Below are 23,522 nucleotides of genomic sequence, written 5' to 3' on the forward strand. Positions count from 1 at the left end.
GCTGTCGCCCCCGTCACTCCGCCTGCTGTCGCTGCGCCCTCCCCGGCCCGTCCAGTATGGCTGCCTGCCTTTTGAGTGTGTACGGGGTGGGGCGGCTGCCGGGTCCGAGTCGTGCCATCGCGTTCACGATGTGACCGGGCGGGAGCTGCCAGCGCAGCTTCGACGGGATGCAGCGCAGGACGGTTCCCGTGGTGCGCAGGCGACGGTCCACCGTGCGCGCAGGCGGTACGGGTCTGCCGTAGAGCTCATGCGCGAACGGGGGCAGCGACTGGTAGGCCAGGGTCGCCACGCGCCGCCACAGCACGGCGCGCGCCGGTATCAGCAGGGGGTGGACCGGCGGCCGACGCAGGAAGTCGTCGACCTCCAGTGCCTCGGGCGAGGAATCCAGTTGGGGGCGTACCCGCTCGAAGTAGGCGGCCAGTTGCGCGGTGGTCGCGGGGACTTCGGACGGATCGAGGCCGACGAGGCGGGCACCGGTGCGCTGTTCGTCGACGTACCGGTCGGCCTGCGCGTCGGTGAGCGGGTAGCCGGAGCGCCGCTCGACCTGGAGGTAGGAGTCGACCTCCGCGCAGTGCACCCACAGCAGCAGGTCCGGCTCGTCGACGCCGTAGGTCTCACCGGTCACCGGGTCGGTGGCCTTGAGGAGCCGGTGGATCCTGCGGACCCGGGCTCCGGCCTTCTCCGCGGCTTCGGTGGTGCCGTAGCTGATCGTCCCGACGAAGCCCGCCGTACGCATCAGCCGCCCCCAGGCGTCCTTGCGGAAGTCGGAGTTCTGCATGACGCCGCGCACCGCGCGCGGGTGGAGCGCCTGGAGGTACAGGGCCCGTACCCCGGCGACCCACATCATCGGGTCGCCGTGCATCTGCCAGGTGACCGATGCGGGCCCGAAGAGCCCGGGGTCGGGTTCCGTCATGTGCTCCTGCCTCCCGTCTCTCCCGCTCCGCCCCGCACCGGCGCGCGCGTCGAGAGCGGGCGTTCCGGGCCCGGATCGCCGCGCCGGAACGGCCTTCGCCCAGGATCCGCTGTCCGCCACCACCCCGGCAACTCCCCGCCGGTGACATCGTGGTGCGTACCCTGCCGCGCACTTCGCTCACACGTCCCGCGAGCGGAGCAGCGTGCACCCCCGGCCCGCAGCCCGCATGGCCCACCCCCCGATTCCTTCCCGGGGCCCGTGCGGGAACCGGCCCGACGCCGACCGCCGTCCGGACCGCGAGGGCGGCGGTCGTCGGGGCGGTCCGCCGGAGGAACCGGTGCCGGTCCGGGTCCGTCAGGACCTACGGGAGCCTGACCAGGTCCGTCAGGGGCTGCGGGGTCCTGACCGGCGGGGGCGCATTCGGGGCCGGCGTCAGCCGTTCCGCCTCCGTCGCACGGTTCAGAGCTTCGCGCCGAAGTCCTGGGTCCACCACGGTCCGCCGGGGCCCTGGTGGATGCCGATCCCGATGTCCTTGAAGTCGCAGTTGAGGATGTTGGCACGGTGGCCCGGGCTGTTCATCCAGGACTCCATCACCGCTTCCGGTGTCTGCTGGCCGCGCGCTATGTTCTCGCCGTACGTGGACCAGCGGTACCCGGCGGCGGTGACGCGCTGTCCGGGGTCGGCGCCGTCGGGGTTGGTGTGCTCGAAGAAGTCCCGGGCCGCCATGTCGTCGGAGTGGCGCTGCGCCGCGTCCGTGAGCTGCGTGTCCTCCGTGAGCGGTCCGCAGCCGGCGGCCCCGCGCTCCTTGTTGACCAGGGCGACGACCTGGGCGGCTGTGCTCACGGGGGCCGGCGGTGCGGCGGAGGTGCTCGGCACGCGCGGCGTGGCCGTCCTGGGCGGCGCCGGAGGGACGCTCCTCTTCGGCTTGCGGCTCGGCGTGGCCGAAGCGCTCTTCTTCGCGGACGGCGAGGGCGACGCGGACACGGACGCGGACGGAGAGGCCGACGGTGACGTGGTGGCCGGGGTCTCGGGTGCGGCGAGATCGACAACGGGCTCGGCCGAGGTGCGCGACGCCGCTTCGTCCTCGCCTCCGGTTCCGGGCCCGAGGGACACGTACCAGAGGCCCCCGCCGGCGACGCACGCCGCCAGCACCGCCCCGCCGACCGCCCGACGCCGCACGGTCTGCCTGCGCCGGCGCGCTTCGGCGCGCGAGGTGCCCCGCCCTGACCCGTTCCGCCCGCCCGGGGACCGGTGCCGGCCGGGCCCGGCGGGTATCGCCCCGTCGCCCGAGGCCGCGCCGAGCGGGTGCGAGACGGCGACGGATGCCCTCGCGTCCGGCGCGGGCCACAGCGCGAGCAGGGCGACGGGTGCCGCGACCAGCGCCAGCCCCGCGAGCAGGCCCTCGGCGGGCATCAGGCCGCTGCGGTGTCCGGCGCACCGGAAGCAGTCACCGGCGTGCCGGGCTATGCGCTTGCGCCACAGGGCCGAAGGCCGGCCGTCCCAGGTCGCGAGGACACCGCTGAGTTCCTCGCAGGGCGGCTGCGCGTCGAGCGCCCGCACGACGATGCGAGCCGTCTCCAGCTGCGCCTTCATCCGCTGCACCCGGACCGCCGCGTACTGCGGAGAGAGTTCCAGTGCCTCGGCGACCTCGGTGCGGGTCAGTTCGCCCGCGCACTCCAGCCACCACAGCGACAGCAGACCCCGGTCCTCCGGCTCCAGCCACCGCGTCGCACGCGCCGTCTCCTGACGCTGCCCGGACAGTTGCAGGCGCATCATCGTCAGATCGACGAAGTCGGCCCCGGGGTCGGCGACCTGCCCGGCCTCCTCCAGCGTGCCCGGCGCGCCGTTGCGGCCCTGCCAGTACGCGCGGACCTGGTTCATCGCGATCGCCACCAGCCACGAGCGGAAGCTCTCCGGGGCCCGCAGGCCTCCGAGCCCGTGCAACGCCCGGAGCATGGTGTCCTGCACCACGTCGTCCACGTCCGCCGAACCGTTCAGGGCCCGGCCCACGATGTTGTAGACGAGCGGAAGGTACGCGCTCGCCAGCTCGTCCCTGGCCCCCGCGTCCCCCTCGCGGGCGGCGGTCACCAGTGCCGCCGGGTCCACCGTGTGCTGATGGCTCATGAAGAAGTTCCCTGTCCCGTAGACCGCCGATGATGCCCGATGGCTGGGAGACTGCCGAGGGCGGCCCGGATATCAGTTATTCAGGAACGGGATTTCCCGAGGTCGTCAGCGGCGCACGCGGGGCATCCCGAGGCCGATCCACGAAATGATCTCCCGCTGGATCTCGTTGTTGCCGCCGCCGAAGGTGAAGATGACGGCGGACCGGTATCCGCGTTCGAGCTCGCCGTGCAGGACGGCGCCCGCGGAGCCCTCCTTGAGCGGGCCGGCCGAGCCGACGACCTCCATGAGCCAGGCGTAGGCGTCACGGCGCGCCTCGGAGCCGTAGACCTTGACGGCGGAGGCGTCCTGCGGGGTGAGGGTGGCGTGCTGGACGGCTGACACCATCTGCCAGTTCAGGAGCTTCATCGCGTCGAGCCGGGTGTGCGTGCGGGCCAGACGGGCGCGGACCCAGCCGAGGTCGATCACGCGGCGGCCGTCGGCGAGGCGGGTGTCGGCGGCCCAGCGCCGGACGTTGTGCAGGGCGCGGATGGCCATGGTGCCGTGGGCGGCGAGGGTGACGCGTTCGTGGTTGAGCTGGTTGGTGATGAGCCGCCAGCCCTTGTTCTCCTCGCCGACCCGGCGGGAGACGGGGACGCGGATGTTCTCGTAGTAGCTGGCCGTCGTGTCGTGCGAGGCCAGGGTGTTGATCAGGGTGCAGGAGTAGCCGGGGTCGGACGTCGGCACGAGGAGCATGGTGATGCCCTTGTGGGGCGGGGCGTCCGGATCGGTGCGGGCGGCGAGCCAGACCCAGTCCGCGGTGTCTCCGTTGGTCGTCCAGATCTTCTGCCCGTTCACGACGTAGGTGTCGCCGTCGCGGACCGCCCGGGTCTTGAGCGCGGCGAGGTCGGTGCCCGCGTCGGGTTCGCTGTAGCCGATCGCGAAGTCGATCTCTCCGGAGAGGACCTTGGGCAGGAAGTAGGCCTTCTGCTCTTCGGTGCCGAACTGCATGATCGTCGGGCCGACCGTGTTGAGGGCCATCAGCGGCAGCGGGACACCCGCCTGCGCCGCCTCGTCGAAGAAGATGAACTGTTCCATCGGGGACAGACCGCGTCCGCCGTACTCCGTGGGCCAGCCGACGCCCAGCCAGCCGTCGGCACCCAGACGCCTGATCGTCTCCCGGTAGAAGCGCTTCTGGGCGGCGGGGTCGGCGTAGCGGGCATAGGCGTTGTCGGGTACCAGGGCGGCGAAGTACGTATGCAGTTCGGCACGCAACTGCTGCTGTTCAGGCGTGTATTCGAGGTGCACGGCCCCTCCAGGAGTCTCGCTTCGCGTCGCCCGTGTGCGGCGGCGCACACAGTAGAACGTGTTGCAAGAATCCGGAAGGGGCGCGGGCACCCGGGCGTGACCGTCAGCGCTTGACGGCGCGCAGCACGACGAATTTGGGGTCGCCTGCCACCGTGGTGCAGTTGCCGAAGATCCGGCGCAGCTGCGTGTGGTAGCCGAGGTGCCGGTTGCCCACCACCCAGAGTTCGCCGCCCTGGCGCAGCGCGGTGCGCGCCCCGTGGAACATGTTCCGGGCGGTCGCGTCCGTGGTGGCCTGGTGCGAGTGGAACGGCGGGTTGCACAGGACGAGGTCCGCACCGGCGGGCTCGGCGCCGGTCAGCCCGTCGGCGACGACGAAGCGGGCTCCGGCGTCCGCCGCGGTGTTGGCCCGGAAGGTCGCCTCCGCCGAGGCGAGGGCCTGGTACGACTCGTCGATGAACGTGAGCTCGGCGTTGGGGTTGGCGAGTGCGGCGGCGAGGCCCACGACTCCGTTCCCGCAGCCGAGGTCGACGACCCGGTCGGGGCCGGTGCGCACCGGCAGGTGCTTCAGGAAGAAGCGGGTGCCGATGTCGAGCCGCTCCGCGCAGAAGATTCCGGCGTGGTTGACCACGGTGCGGCCGGCGACGGTCCCGACGTCGTCGGGCAGCTCGTAGCGGTGCGGCCAGGGGCTGGGCGTACGCACCAGGGTGGGATCGGGCGCGCAGTGGATGAGCCGGGCCTTCTTGGCCGCGAGCGAGGTGCGGGTGGGGCCGATGATCCGCTCGAACAGTTTGAGGGTGGAGGTGTGGATCTCCTTCACCATCCCCGTGCCGATGACGACGGTGCCCGCGTGGACGGCGGGGGCGAGCCGGTGCAGCTGGTCCTCCAGGAGCGCGAGGCTCTTGGGCACACGGACGAGCAGGACGTCGATACGGTCCGGCGGGGTCTCCCGGGCGGACAGCAGGCGCACGGCATCGGTGTGGGCACCGTTGCGCTCCAGGTTCGCCGCCGTCGCCCGCTGCGCCAGGTAGGAGTCGGTGATCTGTACGGGGCGGTGCGCGGCCAGCACCGTACTGAGCGCGCCCCAGCGGTCACCGACGATCACGAGGCGGCCGGAGATATCGACCGGTCCGGCCCCGTCGATCCCTTCCAGGTGCCGGAGCAGGTACTCGTCGGCCGCGTCCCAGGCCTGGAACGGGTCGCGGGGGTTCTCGGGGAATCGGGCGAGGTCGTAACCAGCCCCTGACGTCGTCAAACGGTTCATATTGCGTTCAGGCTATCCGAGCGGCGCCGTACGCCCGCACAGCCGGCGGATACCGTGCGCCCCACCACGCGCCGCGGCGGGCGCCCTCGTGCCACCGGCGTCCGCCGCGAACACCCGGCCGCGAGTGGTTACGGCAGTTGCTTGTCGAGGGCCGCCCGGCCCTCTCTGGCCAGCCGGCGCTCGGCCCACTCGAGATTGCGGGGTGTCAGGTCCCGCCCCGAGGCGAGCACCACGTCCTCCGCCGAAGGATTGTCGCTGGCACCTGTGTGCAGAAGGCTGTCGGGGGTCACGCCCCGTACGGATACGGATTCGGGCTCGTCGCTCATGCCGCCTCCTCGTCCTTGCGGCAATTCTCGCCCCGCGCCGACGGGTGCGCATCCGAGACCCACGGGGCCCGGCCCCGACCCTCACTTGACCTGCACATGATAGGTACGCAGCGTTCACACCTCGGTCACGGTGCGTGTGGAAGGCTCCCGCTGACCACCTAGTAACACGACCACCGCGGAGCCGTCCCCCACCCTGTGACGGCGCCGCGGTGCCCGTATTTCCGGAGAGGACACCCCACATGTCCCGTCGTCACCTTTCCCACCGGCGCCCGCTGCTGGCCACGCTCGCCGCCTTCGCGGTGCTCGCGGGCACCGCGGCCGCCGCGCCCGCCGCGACACCACCGGCCCCGGCACCGTCCGCCACCCCGCTCGGCGCGCTGGACGACACGTACTACCAGGACGCGCTCGGCAAGACCGGCACGGCGCTCAAGGGCGCCCTGCACACGATCATCAGCGACCAGACCAAGCTCACCTACAGCCAGGTCTGGGACGCACTCAAGGCCACCGACGAGGATCCCGACAACTCCTCGAACGTGATCCTGCTGTACACCGGGCGCTCCGAGCCCAAGAGCGACAACGGCGGCAACGTCGACCAGTGGAACCGCGAGCACGTCTGGGCCAAGTCCCACGGTGACTTCGGCACGGCGACCGGCCCCGGAACGGACATCCACCACCTGCGCCCGGCGGACGTCTCGGTCAACTCCACGCGCGGCAACAAGGACTTCGACAACGGCGGCACCGAGCTGAGCGAGGCGCCCGGCAACTACACCGACAGCGACTCCTTCGAACCGCGCGACGCGGTCAAGGGCGACGTGGCCCGCATGATCCTCTATATGGCGGTGCGCTACGAGGGCGACGACTCCTTCGCCGACCTCGAACCCAACGACAGCGTGTCGAACGGCTCCGCCCCGAACATCGGCCGGCTCTCCGTCCTGAAGACGTGGAGCGAGCAGGACCCGCCGGACGCCTTCGAGCAGCACCGCAACGACGTCATATTCGACCAGTACCAGCACAACCGGAACCCGTTCATAGACCACCCCGAGTGGGTGGAGTCCATCTGGTGACGGTCCCCTTCTGACCCGCCCCCGGATCCTCTCCGGTTTCGGCGACCCCGTCGTCCCGTTCATCGCCGGCTTGTTCGTCGTCAGTACGGGGCTGACGACGGCGGGGGTGACCACCTGGACCTGCTCGTGGTGCCGCTGGTCCGGCCCCTTCAGGGCGTGTTCGGCCGAGGCGCTGCGGCGGCCGGGCCCGCGACCGTCTCCGTGCACCAGGTCACGGCCTCCTCGCGGGAGCCGAAACGACGCGGGCCCCCGGACTCGTCGCCCGGTCCGCAAAGGCGCCCGTCCGGGTCGGCCACAGCGGTGCGCCGGCCGTCGTCGGCGATCCGGGCCAGTCCGCTGCGCAGCATCGCCCGGGCGACGGTGTCGATGTCCGTCACCCTCACCAGGTCGAGCACCACGGCGCCGGTCCGGCCGCTCGCCGCCTCGTCCAGGGCGTACAGCACCCGCTCCGCCGCGGTGAAGTCCAGAGCGCCCTGGGCGGCGGCGACCGCCACCCGTCCGCGGCGGACGCGCTCCCGCTCGCCCGTCGGCGCGGCGGGCAGGTCGTCCGCCGTGGTGACCAGGGTGACGGTGGAGCCCGCCAGCGCCGGGTTGTACATGAGATGCAGGCCGAGCCGCTCCGAGAGCATCCCGATCGCCCGGTGCCCCCGCACGGAGGTACCCGTCGGATCGAGCAACGGGCTGTACGTCGCCAGTCCGAACCGTGCCGGTCCGGCTGCGATCAGGCCGCCGGACACCCCGCTCTTGGCCGGCAGTCCGACTCTGAGCAGCCAGTCGCCCGAGGAGTCGTACATGCCGCAGGTCGCCATCACGGCCAGCACCTGGGCGGCGACCGGCTCGGACACCACCGTGTCCCCGGTGAGCGGATTGACGCCGCCGTTCGCCAGGGTCGCCGCCATCGCGGCGAGATCCAGGGCCGTGACCCGTACCGCGCACTGACGGAAGTACGTCTCCACCGCCGCCACCGGATCCACGGGCAGGGGGCCGGTGGAGCGGATGAGGTAGGCGAGGGCGCGATTGCGGTCCCCGGTGGCCGCCTCGGAGGCGTACACCTCCTCGTCGACGTCGAGCCTCCGGCCGGCGAACCGGCTGAGGCAGTCGAGGATGCGTCCGAACCGCGGGGCCACGGGAGTGTCGGGGATCAGCGCGGTGGTCACGATGGCGCCCGCGTTGACCATGGCGTTGTCCGGGCGTCCGGTGCCGTGTTCCAGGCTGATGGCGTTGAACGCCTCGCCGCTGGGCTCGGCGTTCACCCATCGGGACACCTCGTCGAGGCCCAGGAGGGACAGGGCCAGGGCGTAGACGAACGGCTTCGACACGGACTGGACGGTGAACGGCACCCCGGCGTCGCCCGTGCTGTAGCAGTGACCGTCCATGCTGATCAGGGCCAGCCCGAAGGCGCCCGGGTCGGCGAGCGCCAACTGCGGAATGTAGTCGGCGAGTTCGCCCTCGTCGACATCGGCAAACCTGGCGTGCAGTTCTCGCAGCGCGTCCGTGACCGCACCGGTGGCGGCGCTCACCGTGCTCCCGCCGTCAGCCGCGCTCGGCCTGGGCGATCCGGGGGAACGACTTGACGCCTGCGGCCTTGCGGCTGTTGGCGTGCTGGCTGACCGTGCGGTTGGGCGGCGCGTCGGCGAAGCCGAGCACCACGGAGTCGAGCACCTTGCCGGAAGCGTCCACGAACTCCACCCGCACGGCGTAGAACGCGGCCTTGTCGCTGCGGTTGGTCACCCGCACGAGAGCGCTGCGGAACTGTTCCGACGGCGCGACCGGGAGGCCGTTGACGGAGACGTCCCCGACGGCATTGCCCTTCCCCTCGACACCCTTCAGTGTCGTCACGGCCTTCTGCCGGTTACGTTCCACATCGGCGGAGACCGAGGCGGCGAACTCCTCCTGGGTGCGCCGGCTCTCGGTGGCCGAGGGCGAGGAGTCCGGCTCGGCGGACACCGTACGGGTGCTTCTGGCCGTGCCCTGCGACGAGGTGTCGGAGCTGTCGCAGGCGGCGGCGCCTGCGACGATCACCGCGGCGAGCACGGCAGGGGTCATTCTGCGGACTGTGCGGCCGCGGAGGGCGCGCCGCACGGGGCTGGTCTGGTTCACGGACGCTCCGTCTGCTCGGAAGGACGAAAGGAAGTAGGGGCAGGCGAGGTGGGGGCCAGGCGGGGCGCAGGGGCGCGGGTGGTCATGCCGCGTCCTCGCCGAAGATGTCGCGGAGCCGCTCCTCGCTCCGTGTGTCCAGATTGCTGTGGAGCAGTTCGGCGCCGCCGCCCGGGAGCGCCTCGCTGATCCGGTCGGGCACCTCGTTCATGGTGAGCAGGAACAGGGCCGACGTCCCGGGTGTGATCTTCTCCTTGACCTCGGCGATGAAGTCGTCGTCGATGCCGACGTCGGCCAGCTTGCCGCCGAGCGCTCCGGCGGCCGCGCCGATGGCCGCGCCCAGCAGCGGCATCAGGAAGATGAGCCCGAAGAGCATGCCCCAGAAGGTGCCGCTCAGGGCGCCCGCGCCCACCAGGTTGAGCAGCTGCTTCGTGCGCGGCTTGGCCCGGTCGGCGGGCCAGCTCACGACGGCGGCGTCCAGGATCTTGATCAGTCCCTCCTTCTGAAGGGACTTCAGCGTCGTCTCCACGTCCTCCGCGCCTTCGGCCGACTGGAATTTCCACACGGTGAGCGTGGACATCGCGCATACCTCCCGAACCCGGAATGACCAACTCGCCCATATTAGGATCAAAAGGTATGAATTGACTCGTCGAATCACCCGCTCCGCACCGCAGTGCGCACAAGTCCCCGGGAGGGAACTGATGGATACGGACGCCCTGACCGCCGGTCTGTTGCAGAAGCTCCGCGCGGCCAAGCCCTATCCGGCCCTGTCCCTGACCATGCCGACCCACCGCCGCGCACCGGACAACGCCCAGGACGCCGTACGGCTGCGCAATCTGGTGTCCGAGGCGGGCAACCGGCTCGACGCCGATCCCGAGATCACCCGCGAGGTGCGCGCGGCAATCAGGAAGCAGCTCGAACGGGCGGTCGACGAGATCGATCCGCGCCGCGCGCTGGACGCACTGGTGCTCCTCGCGACGGCGGACGAGTACCAGATCTGGCAGCTGCCGCGCACCGCACCCGAACGGGTGGTGCTCAGCGACACCTATCTGACCCGCAACCTGGTCGCCGCGAAGGCCCAGGCCCGGCCGTTCTGGGCGCTCACTGTGTCGGCCGACCACGCCGCCCTGTTCAGCGGGACGTCGGACGCCGCGCACGAGGAGCACATCGGCGGCTTCCCGCTGACCGCCCCGCGTGAGGCGCCCAACCCGCAGCGCGAGGAGCGGATCGGCGACACCCCGAGCACCTTCAGCGACGAGGAGACCCGGCAGTTCCTGCGCACGGTCGACGAGAAGCTGCGCGGGGTGCTGGCCACCGATCCGCGCCCGCTCTACCTGGTCGGCCTCGCTCCGGCGCTCGCCCTGCTCGACGAGGTCGGAGAGGGCTCCAAGGACGCGGCCGGCCGCGTCACGAAGGGTGCGCCGGCCGACACCTCGCCCAGCGATCTGCTCACCGAACTGCGGCCCGCGCTGGAGGCCCGGCAGAAGCGGTTCGCCGCGGAGATCGACGGCAAGCTGGACGAGGCCCGGGGACGGCGTGCCTTCGCCGGCGGCCTCGACGAGGTGTGGGCCGCCGTACGGGAGGGCCGCGCCGGCCTGGTGGCGGTGGAGGAGCACTACCAGCAGACGGTCCGGGTCGACGAGGAACACCTGGTGCCGGTGAGCGGCGACGCGGCCGACCCGGCGGACGAGAGGGTCCGCGAGGACATCGTCGACGAGCTGGTCGAGGCGGCGCTGGACAGCGGCGCCGACGTGGTCTTCGTCGCGGACGACTCGCTCAAGGAGCACGGACGGATCGCGGCGGCGCTGCGCTACTGAGCGGACGGCTCCGGCCCGGCCTCGCTTGTCACACTGGAGGAGTCCCGGGCCGCAGCCCCCGAGAGGAGAACGCATCATGCCACGCGGATCGAATCCGAAACGGGAACGGCAGTACGAGCACATCAAGGAGAGCGCCCAGGAGCGCGGTGTCGGCGAGGACCGGGCGGAGGAGATCGCCGCCCGGACCGTCAACAAGGCGCGTGCCCGCGCCGGTGAGTCGCGGACCGCGAGCCGTACGTCGACCGAGGACATCTCGTCCTCGCGGCGCGGCGGGCTGCGCTCGCACAGCGGCGCCCAGGGCCCTACCCGTGACCAGCTCTACGAAGAGGCGAAGCACAAGAACGTCAAGGGCCGTTCGTCGATGACGAAGGCCGAGCTGGCCCGCGCGGTCGGCCGCTGACCCTCGCAGGCACACCAGCGGGCCCGGACGGATCCCCCGTCCGGGCCCGCTGCGCCGCGCTCACCCCTCCCAGGTCCAGTCGGCGACCTCCGGCAGGTCCGTACCGTGCGCGCGGATCCAGTCGTGGTGGCGGTTGCGGGTGTCCGCCATCTCCTGGCGCACCGCCACCGCGCGGACCCCCAGGCCCGGGACACGGTCGATGACGTCCATGACGAGGCGGTAGCGGTCGAGGTCGTTGCGGACCACCATGTCGAAGGGCGTGGTGGTCGTCCCTTCCTCCTTGTATCCCCGGACGTGCAGTTGGGCGTGTCCGGTACGGCGGTAGGCCAGCCGGTGGATCAGCCAGGGATAGCCGTGGTAGGCGAAGATCACCGGCTTGTCGCGGGTGAAGAGGGCGTCGTACTCGGAGTCCGGCATCCCGTGCGGATGCTCGGCGTGCGGCATGAGCCGGGCCATGTCGACGACGTTCACCACGCGCACCGAAAGCTCCGGCAGATGACGCCTCAGCAGACCGGCGGCCGCCAGGGTCTCCAGGGTGGGCACGTCCCCGGCGCAGGCGAGCACGACATCGGGTTCGCGGCTGCCGTCCTCCGTCCCCGCCCACTCCCAGACGCCCGCACCCCGCGCGCAGTGGGCACGGGCTTGGTCGAGGGTGAGCCAGTCGAAGCTCGGCTGCTTGCCGGCCACGATCACGTTCACGTAGTCGCGGCTGCGCAGTGCGTGGTCGGCCACGGAGAGCAGGGTGTTCGTGTCCGGGGGCAGGTAGACGCGTACGACCTCGGGGCTCTTGTTCAGGATGTGGTCGACGAAACCCGGGTCCTGGTGCGAGAAGCCGTTGTGGTCCTGGCGCCAGACGTGCGAGGTGAGCAGGTAGTTGAGGGAGGCGATGGGGCGGCGCCAGGGCAGCCGCCGGGAGGTCCGCAGCCACTTGATGTGCTGGTTGACCATCGAGTCGACGATGTGGGCGAACGCCTCGTAGCAGGAGAAGAGTCCGTGCCGGCCGGTGAGCAGGTAGCCCTCGAGCCAGCCCTGGCAGAGGTGCTCCGAGAGGATCTCCATGACGCGGCCGTCGCGGGCGAGGTACTCGTCCGTCGGGAGCGTACCCGCCTGCCAGGCCTTTCCGGTGGCTTCGTAAAGGGCGTCGAGGCGGTTGGACGCCGTCTCGTCGGGGCCGACGACCCGGAAGTCCCGCCGGTCGGCGGTGGCCGCCATGACGGCTTCCAGCAGCCCGCCGAGAACCCGGGTCGGCTCGTGGAGAACCGTCCCCGGCTTGTCCACCTGGACGGCGTGCTCGTCGAGGGGCGGCACCGGCAGATCGCGCAGCAGCAGACCGCCGTTGGCGTACGGGGTCGCGCCGAGCCGCGCCTCGCCCTCCGGCACGCAGGCGAGGACCTGGTCCGTGGGGCGCCCCTCCGCGTCGAAGAGTTCCTCCGGGCGGTAGGAGCGCAGCCATCGCTCCAGCTGCCGCAGGTGCGCGGGATTGTCGCGGACCCCGGGCAGCGGGACCTGGTGAGCACGCCAGGTCCCCTCGACGGGCACTGCGTCGACCTCGGCGGGTCCCGTCCAGCCCTTCGGGGTGCGGAGCACGATCATCGGCCAGTGCGGGCGTCCGGTGTCGCCACCGGTCCTGGCCGCGTGCTGGAGCTGGTGGATCCGGTCGACGGCACGGTCCATCGCGGCGGCCATCGCCCGGTGCACGGTGAGGGGGTCGTCGCCCGACACGTACAGCGGCTCGTGTCCGTAACCCCGCAGCAGGGCGTCGAGTTCCGGCTCCGGGAGGCGGGCGAGCACGGTCGGGTTGGCGATCTTGTAGCCGTTGAGGTGGAGAACCGGAAGGACAGCCCCGTCATGGACGGGATCGAGGAACTTGTTGGCGTGCCAGGAGGCGGCGAGCGGTCCGGTCTCCGCCTCGCCGTCGCCGATGACACAGGTGACCAGCAGGTCCGGGTGGTCGAGTGCGGCGCCGTAGGCATGGGCGAGGGCGTAGCCCAGTTCGCCGCCCTCGTGGATGGAACCGGGCGTCTCCGGTGCGACGTGGCTGGGCACGCCGCCGGGGAAGGAGAACTGTCTGAACAGCAGCTCCATGCCCGCCTCGTCCCGGCTGACGTCGGGGTACGTCTGCGAGTAACTGCCCTCCAGCCAGGAGTTGGCGAGGACGGCCGGACCGCCGTGCCCGGGACCCCAGACACACAGCGCGTCGGTGCCGCGCGAGGCGATCACGCGGTTGAGGTGGGTGTACACGAGGTTGAGCCCCGGCGAGGTGCCCCAGTGACCGAGGAGCCGGGGTTTGATGTCCTCGGGGACGAGTGGGCGGGTCAGCAGCGGATTGGCCATCAGGTAGATCTGGCCGACGGCCAGATAGTTGGCGGCGCGCCAGTGCGCGTCGAGCGCGGCGATCTCTTCGTCGGTCGGGCCGGTCGTCGATGAGGACGGCGGGACGTCACTCATGGTCACCTCTCTGCGGCGTGGGCGGTGGTCCGGCTACCGCGGCTCGGGGCCGTACCAGACGGTGGTGGCGTTGCAGAACTCGCGGATGCCGTGACCGGCGAGCTCACGTCCGTATCCGGAGCGCTTCACCCCGCCGAACGGCAGTGCGGGATGAGAGGCCGTCATGCCGTTGAAGAACACGCCGCCCGCCTCCAGGTCGCGGATGCAGCGGCGGCTCTCCTCGGCGTCGCGGGTCCAGACGTTGGAACTGAGCCCGAAGGGCGTGTCGTTGGCCAGCGCCAGGGCTTCGTCGAGGCTGTCGGCCCGGTAGAGGGTGGCGACGGGGCCGAAGGTCTCCTCGTGGTGGATGCGCATGGCGGGAGTGATCCCGGAGAGGACGGTGGGGGCGTAGAACCAGCCCCGCTCCAGTCCGCCGGTCAGGCCCTCGGGCCGGCCTCCGCCGCACAGAGCCGTCGCTCCGTGGCGTACGGCGTCGTCGACGAGCTCCTCCAGGTCGGCACGCCCCTGTTCGCTGGCGAGCGGACCGATGTCGGTGGTCTCCTCCAGCGGGTCGCCGACGGTCAGGTCGCGCATGCCCACGGTGAATCGCTCCGCGAACTCCTCGTACACCTCCGTGTGCACGATGAACCGCTTGGCGGCGATGCAGGACTGCCCGTTGTTCTGGACCCGGGCGGTGACGGCGGTGCGGGCCGCCCTGGCGACATCGGCCGAGGGCAGCACGAGGTAGGGGTCGCTGCCGCCGAGTTCCAGGACGGTGTGCTTGACCTCGTCGCCCGCCACGGCCGCGACGGCGCGGCCGGCCGGTTCACTGCCGGTCAGGGTGGCCGCGGCCACCCGGCGGTCGCGCAGAATCCCCTCCACGGCTCCGGAGCCCACCAGGAGCGTCTGGAAGCAGCCGGCCGGAAAGCCGGCCCGGCGGAACAGGTCGCCGAGGTACAGCGCGGTCTGCGGCACGTTCGACGCGTGCTTGAGCAGCCCGGTGTTGCCGGCCATGAGCGCGGGTGCCGCGAACCGCACGACCTGCCAGAGGGGGAAGTTCCACGGCATCACGGCGAGTACGGTGCCCAGCGGCCGGTAGTGGACGTAGGCGCGGGACGCACCGGAGTCCTCGACGTCGGCCGGTGCGGGGTGCTCGTCGGCGAGGAGTTCCTCGGCGTGGGCGGCGTACCAGCGCATGGCCTTGGCGCATTTCGCGGCCTCGGCCCGGGATGCCTTGAGGGGTTTGCCCATCTCCAGGGTCATGGTGCGCGCGATGTCCTGCTGGTCCTCGTCCAGGAGGTCGGCGGCACGGTTCAGCAGCCGGGACCGTTCGCCGAAGCCGGTGGTGCGGTACGCGCGGAAGGCGGCGTCCGCCGCGGCGAGCCGCCGCTCGATCTCGTCCGCCCCCTGGGCGTCGAACGTTCTGAGGGTCTCGCCGTTCGCGGGGTTGACCGTAGCGATGGGCATGACTGTGGCCTCCTTGCCTCGGTACCTCGACCGTGCCGCGCCTCGGACGACGGCGCAACGCGGGCCGCCGCCATCCGCATACCCGACCGGCGCGGACCATGCATGCGTGAGGCATGCGATCCGCGCCGGAAGGGGCAAGAAGGGGGTGGGGACGGGTGCGTGGGGCCGCTCCGTGCCGCGTGCCTCAGACGAGGGCGGGGGCGCCGGTCCGGACCGGGACGGCCGTGGGGAGGTGGTCCTCGACCACGACCGCCGGCGGCCGGCGGAACTCGCGGACCTCGGGCAGCGGCGGCAGCGGCACCAGCTCGATGTGCTGCGGCTCCTGCGCATAGCGGGTGAACCAGACGACCTTGCCCTCAGCCGTCCGGCAGGTGCCCCAGCTGTCACTGAGGGCCATGACCCGGCTGAGGCCGCCGCCCTCCTGGAGCAGCCGCGGCATGTCGGAACCGTTGTCGGCGACGGAGACCGTGAGGTGCCGTCCGGACCAGCGGAGTTCGAGGACACAGGTGTTGTCGTCACCGACGTGCCGCTGGACGTTGGTCAGCAGCTCTTCCACAGCACGGCACACGGGCCGGATGTGGAGTTCGAGACTCCAGTGGCGGAGGTGTGCGGCGACGATCCGTCGCAGCTGGGACACACGCTCTGCCGATACCTGGAGTTCGACCAGATAGTGCCGGTCGAGTGGAACGGTCATCGTCGAGGCTCCTCACATCGAGGCCCACATGCTTCGCCCCGTTGAACAAACGACCCCCGAATACGAAGAGTGAGCAGATGTCACTTCTGGGTCACTCCTTAGGGTGAGGCCGCAGAGCCAGTCGCGCAACACAACCGCTCGCACACCCCCGGTGACCGGCCGCTTTGCGTCCGGGAGCCGCCGACCGCCGTCAGTGCAGAGCGGCCAGCAGCCGGTCCGGGGTGAGAGGAAGGGTGCGCAGCCGGACGCCGGTGGCGTGATGGACGGCGTTGCCGATGGCCGCGGCCGCGCCGACGATGCCGATCTCTCCGATGCCCTTGCTGCCCATGGGGTTGAGATGCGGGTCGTCCTCGTCGATCCAGTACGCCTCCAGACCGGTCGCGTCGGCGCAGGCCGGCACGTGGTACGAAGCGAGATCGCTCTCCGTGAAGTCGCCGAAGACGGGGTCGACGGTGCTGCCCTCGGTCAGGGCCATACCGAGCCCCATGGTCATGCCACCGATGAACTGGGAACGTGCGGTGCGCGAGTTGAGGATGTGCCCGGCGGCGAAGACCCCGAGCATTCTGCGCACCCGGACCTCACCGGTCCGGGAGTCGACGGCGACCTCCGCGAAGTGGGCCCCGAACGCGTGCCGGGCGTAGGGGGATTCCGCGGCCGTCTCCTCGGTGGTGTCGGCCGTGACGGTCACTCCACCGGCCGGCAGCGCTCCGGCGGTCGCGCCGAGCCGCTCTGCGAGCGCTCCGGCCGCCTTGTGCACGGACCAGCCCCAGGAGGCGGTGCCCGAGGAGCCGCCTGCCACCGGAGCGTCCGGCAGGTCGCTGTCACCGATGTCGACCGTCACGTTCTCCACCGGCGTCTCCAGCACGCGGGCGGCGATCTGGGCGAGTACGGTCCGCGCGCCGGTACCGATGTCGGTGGCGTTCACGGCGATGCGGTACGAGCCGTCGGGGGCCGCGTGTGCCGTTGCGTGGGAGGCCCCGGCGTAGACGGGGTACGTGGCGGCGGCGACGCCCGTACCGAGCAGCAGGGGGCCTTCCCGGCGGACTCCCGGACGCGGGTCGCGGTCGTCCCAGCCGAAACGTTTCGCACCGTCGCGGAGGCACGCGGCCAGATTGCGGCTGCTGAAGGGCTTGGCGGAGTCCGGCTCGGCGGCCGGATCGTTGCGCAGCCGCAGTGCGACGGGGTCGGTCCCGAGAGCCGAGGCCAGTTCGTCGACGGCTGATTCGAGGGCGTACATGCCGGGCGCCTCGCCCGGGGCGCGCATCCAGGACGGGCTCGGGACGTCGAGCGCGGTGACCCGGTGGACGGTCCGGCTGTGGGCCGATCCGTACATCACGCGGGCCGGTACGGCGGCCTGCTCCACGAACTCCTTGACGGTGGAGGTGTGGGTGACGACCTCGTGGGCCACCGCGGTGAGGGTCCCGTCGCTCTCCGCGCCGAGCCTGACGCGCTGCAGTGTGGGCGCCCGGTGTCCGACGACGGCCGCCATGTGGCGCCGGGGGACGGCGAGCTCCACGGGGTGGCCCGTGTGGAGCGCGGCCATGGCGGCCAGCACGGCCTGCGGACGCGGTGTGCCCTTGCTCCCGAAGCCGCCGCCGACGTGCTGCGAGATGACGGTCACCTGGTCCGGCCGGAGTCCGAACACGGTGGCGAGGCTGTCGCGCACCTTGGTGGCGCCCTGGCTGGAGTCGTACAGCGTGAGGTGTCCGTCCGGCGACCAGTGGGCGGTCGAGGAGTGCGGCTCCATGGGGTGGTTGTGCAGCGGCCCGATCGTGTACGTGGCATCCACCTGAACGGGTGCGGCCGCGAAGGCGCGGTCGAAGTCACCGCGCTCACGCACGGCCGGGTACCCGCCGTTGGCGGTCTCCGGGGTGTAGAGGCCCGCGTGGTCCCCGGTGAGGACGGCATCGTGCGCGGCCCTCTCGTAGGTGATGTGCAGCGCCTCGGCGCCCGCTCGCGCGGCTTCGAGGGTGTCGGCCACCACGAGGGCGATCTGCCAGCCCCGGTGCGGCACCCGGTCGTTCTGGAGAACGGCGAGGATCGGGTCGTCCGGCTCCGCGGTCCGTGGGGCGTTCTCGTGGGTGAGGACGGCGCGGACACCCGGGAGGGCGAGCGCTTCGGCGGTCCGGATCGCGGTGACCCGGCCGCGGGGCACGGTGGCGGGCACGGGCCAGGCGTACAGGCAGCCGGGCAGACCTCGCTCGGCGGAGTAGCGCGCGGCACCGGTCACCTTGTCCCGGCCCTCGCGGCGGACGACGGGGGCGCCCGGCGGCTGGGGGGCGTGGCTCATGGCGGGAATCCTCGGCTCTTCGGGGGGACACCTTCTGGCAGGCGTCCCCGGGGGCAGGCGCCCGTCGCAGCGGGCGCCTTCGGGAAAAGGCATCTGCAGGAGCGGGCACCCTCAGGGGTCGGCACCCTCGGTGGGAGGCACCTTCAGGGGCTGGCAGCGAGTGCGGCCAGGGCGTCGACAGCCAGGTGGCGGGCCAGCGTCACCTTGAACGCGTTGTCGCGCAGCGGACGGGCGGCGGCCAGTTCTGCGTCCACCGCGCTCAGGTACACGGCGTCGCCTGCGGGCGCGCCGCGCAGCGCCTCCTCGGCGGTGCGGGCGCGCCAGGGCCGGTGGGCGAGCCCGCCGAACGCCAGCGCGGCGTGCTCGATCCGTCCGTCGCGTACACGCAGGACGGCAGCCACCGAGGCCAGGGCGAACGCGAACGAGGCGCGGTCCCGGGCCTTGCGGTAGAGGGAGACCGTGCCGTCGGGGAGTGGCGGCAGGATCACGTCGGTGATCATTTCGTCCGGCCGGATCACGGTGTCCGTGGCCGGGTCGTCCCCGGGCAGCCGGTGGAAGTCGGTGACGGCCACGGTCCGTTCGCCGTCCGGCCCGTGCAGGAGCACCGCGGCGTCGAGGGCCGCGAGGGCCACGGCCATGTCCGACGGGTGGGTGGCGACGCACTCGGAGGAATGGCCGATGACCGCAAGGTCCCGGTGGGCACCCTCGCGGGCCGGGCAGCCGCTGCCGGGTTCCCGCTTGTTGCAGGGCTTCGACGTGTCCTGGAAGTACGGGCAGCGGGTGCGCTGGAGCAGGTTCCCCCCGGTGGTGGCGGTGTTCCGCAACTGCCCGGAGGCGCCGGCCAGCAGTGCCTGGGAGAGAGCGGGGTAGCGGGTACGCACGGCGGGATGGGCGGCCAGGTCGCTGTTGCGAACGGTGGCCCCGATGCGCAGTCCCCCGTCGGCGGTGTCCGTCACCCGGTCCAGCGGCAGCCGGCTGACGTCGATGAGGAGGCCGGGGCTCTCCACACCGAGCTTCATCAGGTCGACCAGGTTGGTGCCGCCCCCGAGGAACCGGGCACCGGGATGACCGGCGCTCTCGCGGACCGCCTCGGCCACCGATGCTGCGCGCAGATACGCGAAGGGCTTCACGGCGCGACATCTCCGATCGCCTCGACGATACGGGGGTACGCGCCGCACCGGCACAGGTTGCCGCTCATCCGTTCACGGATCTCGGCGTCGTCGAGCGGCACCGGAGCGGTCACGGGCGCGGTGGGCGGGGTGGCGTGGGACGGAAAGCCGTCCTGCGCCTCACTCAGTACGCCGATGCCCGAGCAGATCTGGCCGGGCGTGCAGTATCCGCACTGGAGCGCGTCGCGCTCCAGGAAGGCCTCCTGCAGCGGGTGGAGCCGGCCGCCGTCGGCGAGCCCTTCAATGGTGGTGATCCGGGCTCCGTCCTGGGCGACGGCCAGAAGGAGGCAGCTGTTGACCCGCCGGCCGTCGACGAGCACGGTGCAGGCGCCGCACTGACCGTGGTCGCACCCCTTCTTCGCCCCGGTCAGGCCCAGGTGCAGGCGCAGGGCGTCGAGGACCGTGGTGCGGTGGTCGAGCGTCAGCGTGCGCTCGGTTCCGTTGATGTCCAGGGTGACGGCGGAACGGTGGCCGGTCGCCCGCTCCTCCCCGTCGCCGCCCCTCCCCCGGCTGGTCGGGTCCACGTGACGGCACCTTTCGACAGAGGTCGTTTTGCCTGTTTTCTACCAGTCGCGCGACGACTCCGCGTCATGAACGGGGCAGGCGGAAGCATCCGGCCTACTTGTTCTCCAGCCGCAGCCGGACCTCCTCCTCCTGGTCACCGGAGACGGTGCCCACGACCTGCACGGAAAAGGCGTCCGCCAGGCTCCGCCGGAGCCGGTCGACCGCCCAGTAACCGCCCTGCACGTCGGCGGTGACGGGCGCGCCGAGCCGCACCGGTCCGCTCACCACCAGGGCTTCGGTGACATCGACGGTCACGACCCATGCCGTGGGCCGCTTGCCGTCGACTTCCTGCGGTACGTCGACCGAGGCACGGTCGGTGGCGAAGGCGGCCCGCAGCACATCGAAGACCGTGCGCGCGTCGTCCTTCTCGCACCCGCTGACGACGACCGACACCTCACGGCCGTCCAGGCTTTCCTCGGACTGCTGCTTGTCCTGTGTGCTGTTCACCGCGGTTCCTTCCCGAAGGGGTCACCTCCAGGCTCGCCCCTCGGGCGGAGGCCTGCGACACGGGCGGCCCGGAAGCGCTGCGGGTACCTGAGACGAACGACGCCATACCGTTTCAAACACTTTGAGCTGTCATATCCACTTAAAACATGAATTCGACGCCAGAGTCGAGTGAGACCCCCGCCCTGGGGTATCCGGCAAGCATGGACGTATCGGATGGAGCCCTGAATTCCCTGGCCATCACCCTCGCGGACGGACGGGGCGCGACCGGGGCGGTGCTGGGCGTGGTCGGCGTGATCCTGGTGGCCGTGCTGATCGGCGCCGTCTGGCTGGGCAGGCGGCGGCGCGCCGAGGAACTGCCGCCGCCTCTGCCCGAGGAGCAGCCGGTGGCGCCGGACCACCGCACCCATGTCGAGGAGCGCGATGTCCACGGGGACGACGCCTTCCCCGCCGACGGCCGGGGCCTGTCGCCCTACGAGCTCGGCGACCACGGGAGCGAGACCATCCACCGGGACAACGACGAGCAGCGCGACTGAGCGGTGCCCCCCGCGGTCCGGGCGGCTTTCCGCCCCCGTTCTTCCCGGGGTGGTGGCCGTGCCGGTGAAGGGGCCGTGTGTTGCGGGAGCGACCGCCCGCGGTAAGGCTGGTGAAGGCCCCAAGGCCACCGGCACACACCTGCCGCACTCCCCATGAAGGCAGTAGGACCATGACGGGAAGCACCCCTGGCACGGCATCCGCGCCCGCAACGCTGACCGGGCCTGCGGCACCCTGCTGGGTCAATCTGATGACCCGGAACCTGGATTCCGCCCAGAGGTTCTACGGCCCGGTGATGGGCTGGACGTTCCGGCCGGGCAAGCTCGGCCAGGAGTTCTCGGTCGCCCGGCGCGGTGACGTACCCGTCGCCGGGATCGGCGCCGTGGCGACCACCTTCAGCGTCGCGGTGGCGTGGACGCCGTACTTCGCCGTCCAGGACGCCAACGCGACCGCCGCCCGGATCCGTGAGCGCAGCGGCACCGTGGCCGTGGGCCCACTGGCCCTGGGCAAGGGGCGTGGCGCACTGGCCGCCGACCGGGAGGGCGCGGGGTTCGGCATCTGGCAGCGGACCGCTCCGGCGACCTCACCGCCCGCCCCGGACGGCCATGCGCATGCCTGGCTGCGCCTGCACACGCGGAGCGCCTTCGACGCCGCGATCTTCTACGGCGAGGTCCTGGACTGGGCCAGCGGCCGGCCCGGCTCCTGCGAGGTGGCGTACGCCAAGGACGAGGTGATCGTGGAGTGCGGCGGCCGCCAGCTGGCCCGGATCAGTTCGGGCGCGGTCGAGGCGGCACCCGATCCGTTGGTCCGTCCGCACTGGCAGGTGAACTTCCCGGTGGACGACATCGCCGCCGCCGTCGCCGCGGCGCATGAGCACGGAGGTTCCCTGGTCGAGGACCTGTCACGCCCCGAGGGGCGCGAGGCGACCCTGATCGATCCGGACGGCGGGATCTTCACCCTCACGGACGCTCACAGGGCCGGGGCCGGCACCACGGCCTGACCACGGGCGCCGTCAGCTCTCGCGGCGGCCGTGGGAGCGGGCGAGCGCCCAGGCCGGGAAGACGAACCAGCAGACCACGAACCACAGCGCCATTCCGCCGACCAGCCAGAGGGCGAGCGCGTTGTGCAGGGCGACGCGCAGGATCAGCAGGAGCGCCGAGCACATCGTGCAGAACAGCAGGATCAGCCCGATCACGGTCAGGCGTGACGCCCAGGTGACCGTCTGGGGCTTCAGCCGCCGCCCGGTGAGCAGCCGGTGGTAGGACACCGGCCCGATGAGCGCTCCGGCCGTGGCGGAGCCGAACATCACCGTGATCACGTAGATCGTGCGGTCGGTGTCGGAGAGGTCGGCGAAGCGCGGCTGGAAGACGACAGCGAGCAGAAAGCCGAAAAGGATCTGCACGCCTGTCTGGGCTACGCGCAGTTCCTGGAGCAGGTCGGTCCACCGGCGGTCGGCCCGCTCCTCCGCCGTCTCCCGGCGCCCCCATCCACCGCCCTCGCCGTGCTCCTCCTCGGGTGGGCTCACGCCGGTCCTCCTCCGGTCCACGCAGCGCCTGTACGTTCCCGTTCCCACACGGTAGACCTCCGCCCGGGCCGGGGCCTGTCCGGCGAGCGGGCCGCCGGCCGCTGTCGCGGGACCTCCGGCACCCGGCCCGGTCTCAGGCGACCGGCAGCACCAGTTCGGGACGGTCCCACATCACCGCCGGCGGTGCGGCCCTCACGGTGCCGGTCCGCCGGGCTCCCACGCTCGTGTAGAAGCCCTCGGCCGGCGGATGCGACACGATGCGCACCTCGGTGAGTCCGGCCTCGAACGCCGCGTCCTTCAGGTGCCCGATGAGCAGACGTCCGACACCTGCTCCCTGCGCGTCGTCGGCGACGAACATGAGATCGAGTTCGGGCGGGTCGAGGATCAAGGCGTAGAAGCCGAGCAGCCGATCGGTGGATTCGCCGACGGCCGCGAAGACTCTGTGCGTCTCGACGTAGTCGTGCCCCACCCGGTACCCGGCGACCATGGGGGCGTACGGCCCCTCGTAGGCGCGCGAGGTCCGGACCAGCCGGGTCATACGCTTCGCGTCCCGGGCGGCGGCCCGCCTGATCCCCACCTCTTCACCCAGAACGCGGCGAGCGCGCGACGTAATACCTGATCTCATAGAGTGAGTATTACGCATTCGAGAGGGGCAGGAAGCCGCCGCCCCTCTCAGGCGGAGCGCCGGGCCGTACGCCACTCCTCGACCAGGGCCTCGACGTCGAACGGCTTCAGATTCAGGAGCGGTCCCTGCGGCGGGCGCCTGACGGCCTCGGCGATCTTCTCGTTCATCCCGGTCAGCATCCGTCGCACCTCGGCCTCGGTCCGCGTCCCGGGCACGGCCGCGAGGGTGTCCTCCGCCTCCTTGCGCAGGGCCAGCGAGGGCGGGAGCACGGACATGCCCTCCCGCTGCATCTTCGCCTTGATCCACCACGCCTCGTCGTACGGGCGGTCGAGCCCTTCGAGGGGCTTGCCGAACCCCGGCAGCTCGGCGAAGTCGCCGCGCTGCTCGGATTCGCGAATCTGCTTGTCGACCCAGGACTCGAAGCTGACGCCGGCGGGCTTGCGCTCGGTCACTGTGATGCTCCTTTCGGAGATGCGTGTGATGCAGCCCCTCCACCC

At 71.7% G+C, this 23,522-nt stretch carries 23 protein-coding genes; 5 read left to right on the top strand and 18 right to left on the bottom strand.

Annotated features, from left to right (window positions below; translation table 11 throughout):
- Positions 1–13: 13 nt before the first annotated feature.
- The 5 genes from ACGFZA_RS14650 to ACGFZA_RS14670 all read right to left on the bottom strand — a co-directional run bounded on the left by ACGFZA_RS14650 (position 14) and on the right by ACGFZA_RS14670 (position 5,908).
- Positions 14–913, bottom strand: coding sequence for an oxygenase MpaB family protein (locus tag ACGFZA_RS14650; RefSeq protein ID WP_393679193.1), 900 nt, complete (start codon positions 911–913; stop codon positions 14–16).
- A gap of 459 nt (positions 914–1,372) precedes the next feature.
- Positions 1,373–3,037 (bottom strand): sigma-70 family RNA polymerase sigma factor, encoded by a 1,665-nt coding sequence (locus tag ACGFZA_RS14655; protein WP_393679195.1) that lies wholly within the window; start codon positions 3,035–3,037, stop codon positions 1,373–1,375.
- Positions 3,038–3,142: 105 nt separating this feature from the next.
- Positions 3,143–4,321: an acyl-CoA dehydrogenase family protein gene (locus tag ACGFZA_RS14660; RefSeq protein ID WP_393679197.1), complete on the bottom strand. Its 1,179-nt coding sequence runs from the start codon at positions 4,319–4,321 to the stop codon at positions 3,143–3,145.
- A 103-nt stretch (positions 4,322–4,424) separates the two neighbouring features.
- The gene (locus tag ACGFZA_RS14665; RefSeq protein ID WP_393679199.1) at positions 4,425–5,582 is read right to left on the bottom strand and encodes a methyltransferase; all 1,158 of its coding nucleotides are present in this window, start codon (positions 5,580–5,582) and stop codon (positions 4,425–4,427) included.
- Between the two features lie 128 nt (positions 5,583–5,710).
- Positions 5,711–5,908, bottom strand: coding sequence for a hypothetical protein (locus tag ACGFZA_RS14670; protein WP_385282696.1), 198 nt, complete (start codon positions 5,906–5,908; stop codon positions 5,711–5,713).
- Positions 5,909–6,147: 239 nt separating this feature from the next.
- Between ACGFZA_RS14670 and ACGFZA_RS14675 the strand changes: the two genes are divergently transcribed.
- Entirely contained in the window at positions 6,148–6,972 is an 825-nt protein-coding gene (locus tag ACGFZA_RS14675; protein WP_385282699.1) for an endonuclease I family protein, read from the top strand.
- 149 nt (positions 6,973–7,121) lie between these two features.
- Here ACGFZA_RS14675 and glsA read toward each other — a convergent pair whose 3' ends face one another.
- From glsA to ACGFZA_RS14690, 3 genes are all read right to left on the bottom strand, one after another.
- Positions 7,122–8,492: a glutaminase A gene (gene glsA, locus ACGFZA_RS14680; RefSeq protein WP_393679202.1), complete on the bottom strand. Its 1,371-nt coding sequence runs from the start codon at positions 8,490–8,492 to the stop codon at positions 7,122–7,124.
- Between the two features lie 13 nt (positions 8,493–8,505).
- Complete coding sequence (locus ACGFZA_RS14685) at positions 8,506–9,018, bottom strand: hypothetical protein (RefSeq protein WP_385282705.1); 513 nt, start codon at positions 9,016–9,018, stop codon at positions 8,506–8,508.
- 136 nt (positions 9,019–9,154) lie between these two features.
- Entirely contained in the window at positions 9,155–9,649 is a 495-nt protein-coding gene (locus ACGFZA_RS14690; RefSeq protein WP_385282708.1) for a DUF1269 domain-containing protein, read from the bottom strand.
- A gap of 121 nt (positions 9,650–9,770) precedes the next feature.
- Between ACGFZA_RS14690 and ACGFZA_RS14695 the strand changes: the two genes are divergently transcribed.
- Both ACGFZA_RS14695 and ACGFZA_RS14700 read left to right on the top strand, forming a co-directional pair.
- Positions 9,771–10,886, top strand: a complete 1,116-nt coding sequence (locus tag ACGFZA_RS14695; protein ID WP_385282711.1) for a chemotaxis protein — start codon at positions 9,771–9,773, stop codon at positions 10,884–10,886.
- Positions 10,887–10,962: 76 nt separating this feature from the next.
- Complete coding sequence (locus ACGFZA_RS14700; protein ID WP_362545656.1) at positions 10,963–11,286, top strand: plasmid stabilization protein; 324 nt, start codon at positions 10,963–10,965, stop codon at positions 11,284–11,286.
- 60 nt (positions 11,287–11,346) lie between these two features.
- Here ACGFZA_RS14700 and ACGFZA_RS14705 read toward each other — a convergent pair whose 3' ends face one another.
- The 7 genes from ACGFZA_RS14705 to ACGFZA_RS14735 form a co-directional block, all read right to left on the bottom strand.
- Entirely contained in the window at positions 11,347–13,734 is a 2,388-nt protein-coding gene (locus tag ACGFZA_RS14705; RefSeq protein ID WP_393679206.1) for a phosphoketolase, read from the bottom strand.
- Between the two features lie 33 nt (positions 13,735–13,767).
- Complete coding sequence (locus ACGFZA_RS14710) at positions 13,768–15,180, bottom strand: NADP-dependent succinic semialdehyde dehydrogenase (protein WP_385282716.1); 1,413 nt, start codon at positions 15,178–15,180, stop codon at positions 13,768–13,770.
- A gap of 184 nt (positions 15,181–15,364) precedes the next feature.
- Positions 15,365–15,874: an ATP-binding protein gene (locus ACGFZA_RS14715; protein WP_393679208.1), complete on the bottom strand. Its 510-nt coding sequence runs from the start codon at positions 15,872–15,874 to the stop codon at positions 15,365–15,367.
- 190 nt (positions 15,875–16,064) lie between these two features.
- Positions 16,065–18,164, bottom strand: coding sequence for a xanthine dehydrogenase family protein molybdopterin-binding subunit (locus tag ACGFZA_RS14720; RefSeq protein WP_393679210.1), 2,100 nt, complete (start codon positions 18,162–18,164; stop codon positions 16,065–16,067).
- Positions 18,165–18,307: 143 nt separating this feature from the next.
- Entirely contained in the window at positions 18,308–19,294 is a 987-nt protein-coding gene (locus tag ACGFZA_RS14725) for an FAD binding domain-containing protein (protein ID WP_385282724.1), read from the bottom strand.
- On the bottom strand, positions 19,291–19,857 hold the full coding sequence (locus tag ACGFZA_RS14730; RefSeq protein WP_393679213.1) for a 2Fe-2S iron-sulfur cluster-binding protein: 567 nt from the start codon (positions 19,855–19,857) through the stop codon (positions 19,291–19,293). The genes ACGFZA_RS14725 and ACGFZA_RS14730 overlap by 4 nt, the downstream gene beginning before the upstream one ends.
- Positions 19,858–19,951: 94 nt before the next feature.
- Positions 19,952–20,344: a hypothetical protein gene (locus tag ACGFZA_RS14735; RefSeq protein WP_393679215.1), complete on the bottom strand. Its 393-nt coding sequence runs from the start codon at positions 20,342–20,344 to the stop codon at positions 19,952–19,954.
- A gap of 200 nt (positions 20,345–20,544) precedes the next feature.
- Between ACGFZA_RS14735 and ACGFZA_RS14740 the strand changes: the two genes are divergently transcribed.
- Both ACGFZA_RS14740 and ACGFZA_RS14745 read left to right on the top strand, forming a co-directional pair.
- The gene (locus ACGFZA_RS14740; RefSeq protein WP_385282731.1) at positions 20,545–20,877 is read left to right on the top strand and encodes a DUF6479 family protein; all 333 of its coding nucleotides are present in this window, start codon (positions 20,545–20,547) and stop codon (positions 20,875–20,877) included.
- 170 nt (positions 20,878–21,047) lie between these two features.
- A complete protein-coding gene (locus tag ACGFZA_RS14745) occupies positions 21,048–21,875 on the top strand; it encodes a VOC family protein (RefSeq protein WP_393679218.1) in 828 nt (275 codons plus the stop codon).
- Positions 21,876–21,887: 12 nt separating this feature from the next.
- On the opposite strand, the gene ACGFZA_RS14750 is transcribed toward ACGFZA_RS14745, so the two are convergent.
- The 3 genes from ACGFZA_RS14750 to ACGFZA_RS14760 form a co-directional block, all read right to left on the bottom strand.
- Positions 21,888–22,400 (bottom strand): DUF6328 family protein, encoded by a 513-nt coding sequence (locus tag ACGFZA_RS14750; RefSeq protein WP_385282736.1) that lies wholly within the window; start codon positions 22,398–22,400, stop codon positions 21,888–21,890.
- A gap of 133 nt (positions 22,401–22,533) precedes the next feature.
- Complete coding sequence (locus ACGFZA_RS14755; RefSeq protein ID WP_385282738.1) at positions 22,534–23,025, bottom strand: GNAT family N-acetyltransferase; 492 nt, start codon at positions 23,023–23,025, stop codon at positions 22,534–22,536.
- A gap of 47 nt (positions 23,026–23,072) precedes the next feature.
- Positions 23,073–23,477 (bottom strand): DUF1992 domain-containing protein, encoded by a 405-nt coding sequence (locus ACGFZA_RS14760; protein WP_385282741.1) that lies wholly within the window; start codon positions 23,475–23,477, stop codon positions 23,073–23,075.
- Positions 23,478–23,522: the final 45 nt, after the last annotated feature.

It is taken from the genome of Streptomyces sp. NPDC048211 (assembly GCF_043202315.1).
Taxonomy (GTDB): Bacteria; Actinomycetota; Actinomycetes; order Streptomycetales; family Streptomycetaceae; genus Streptomyces.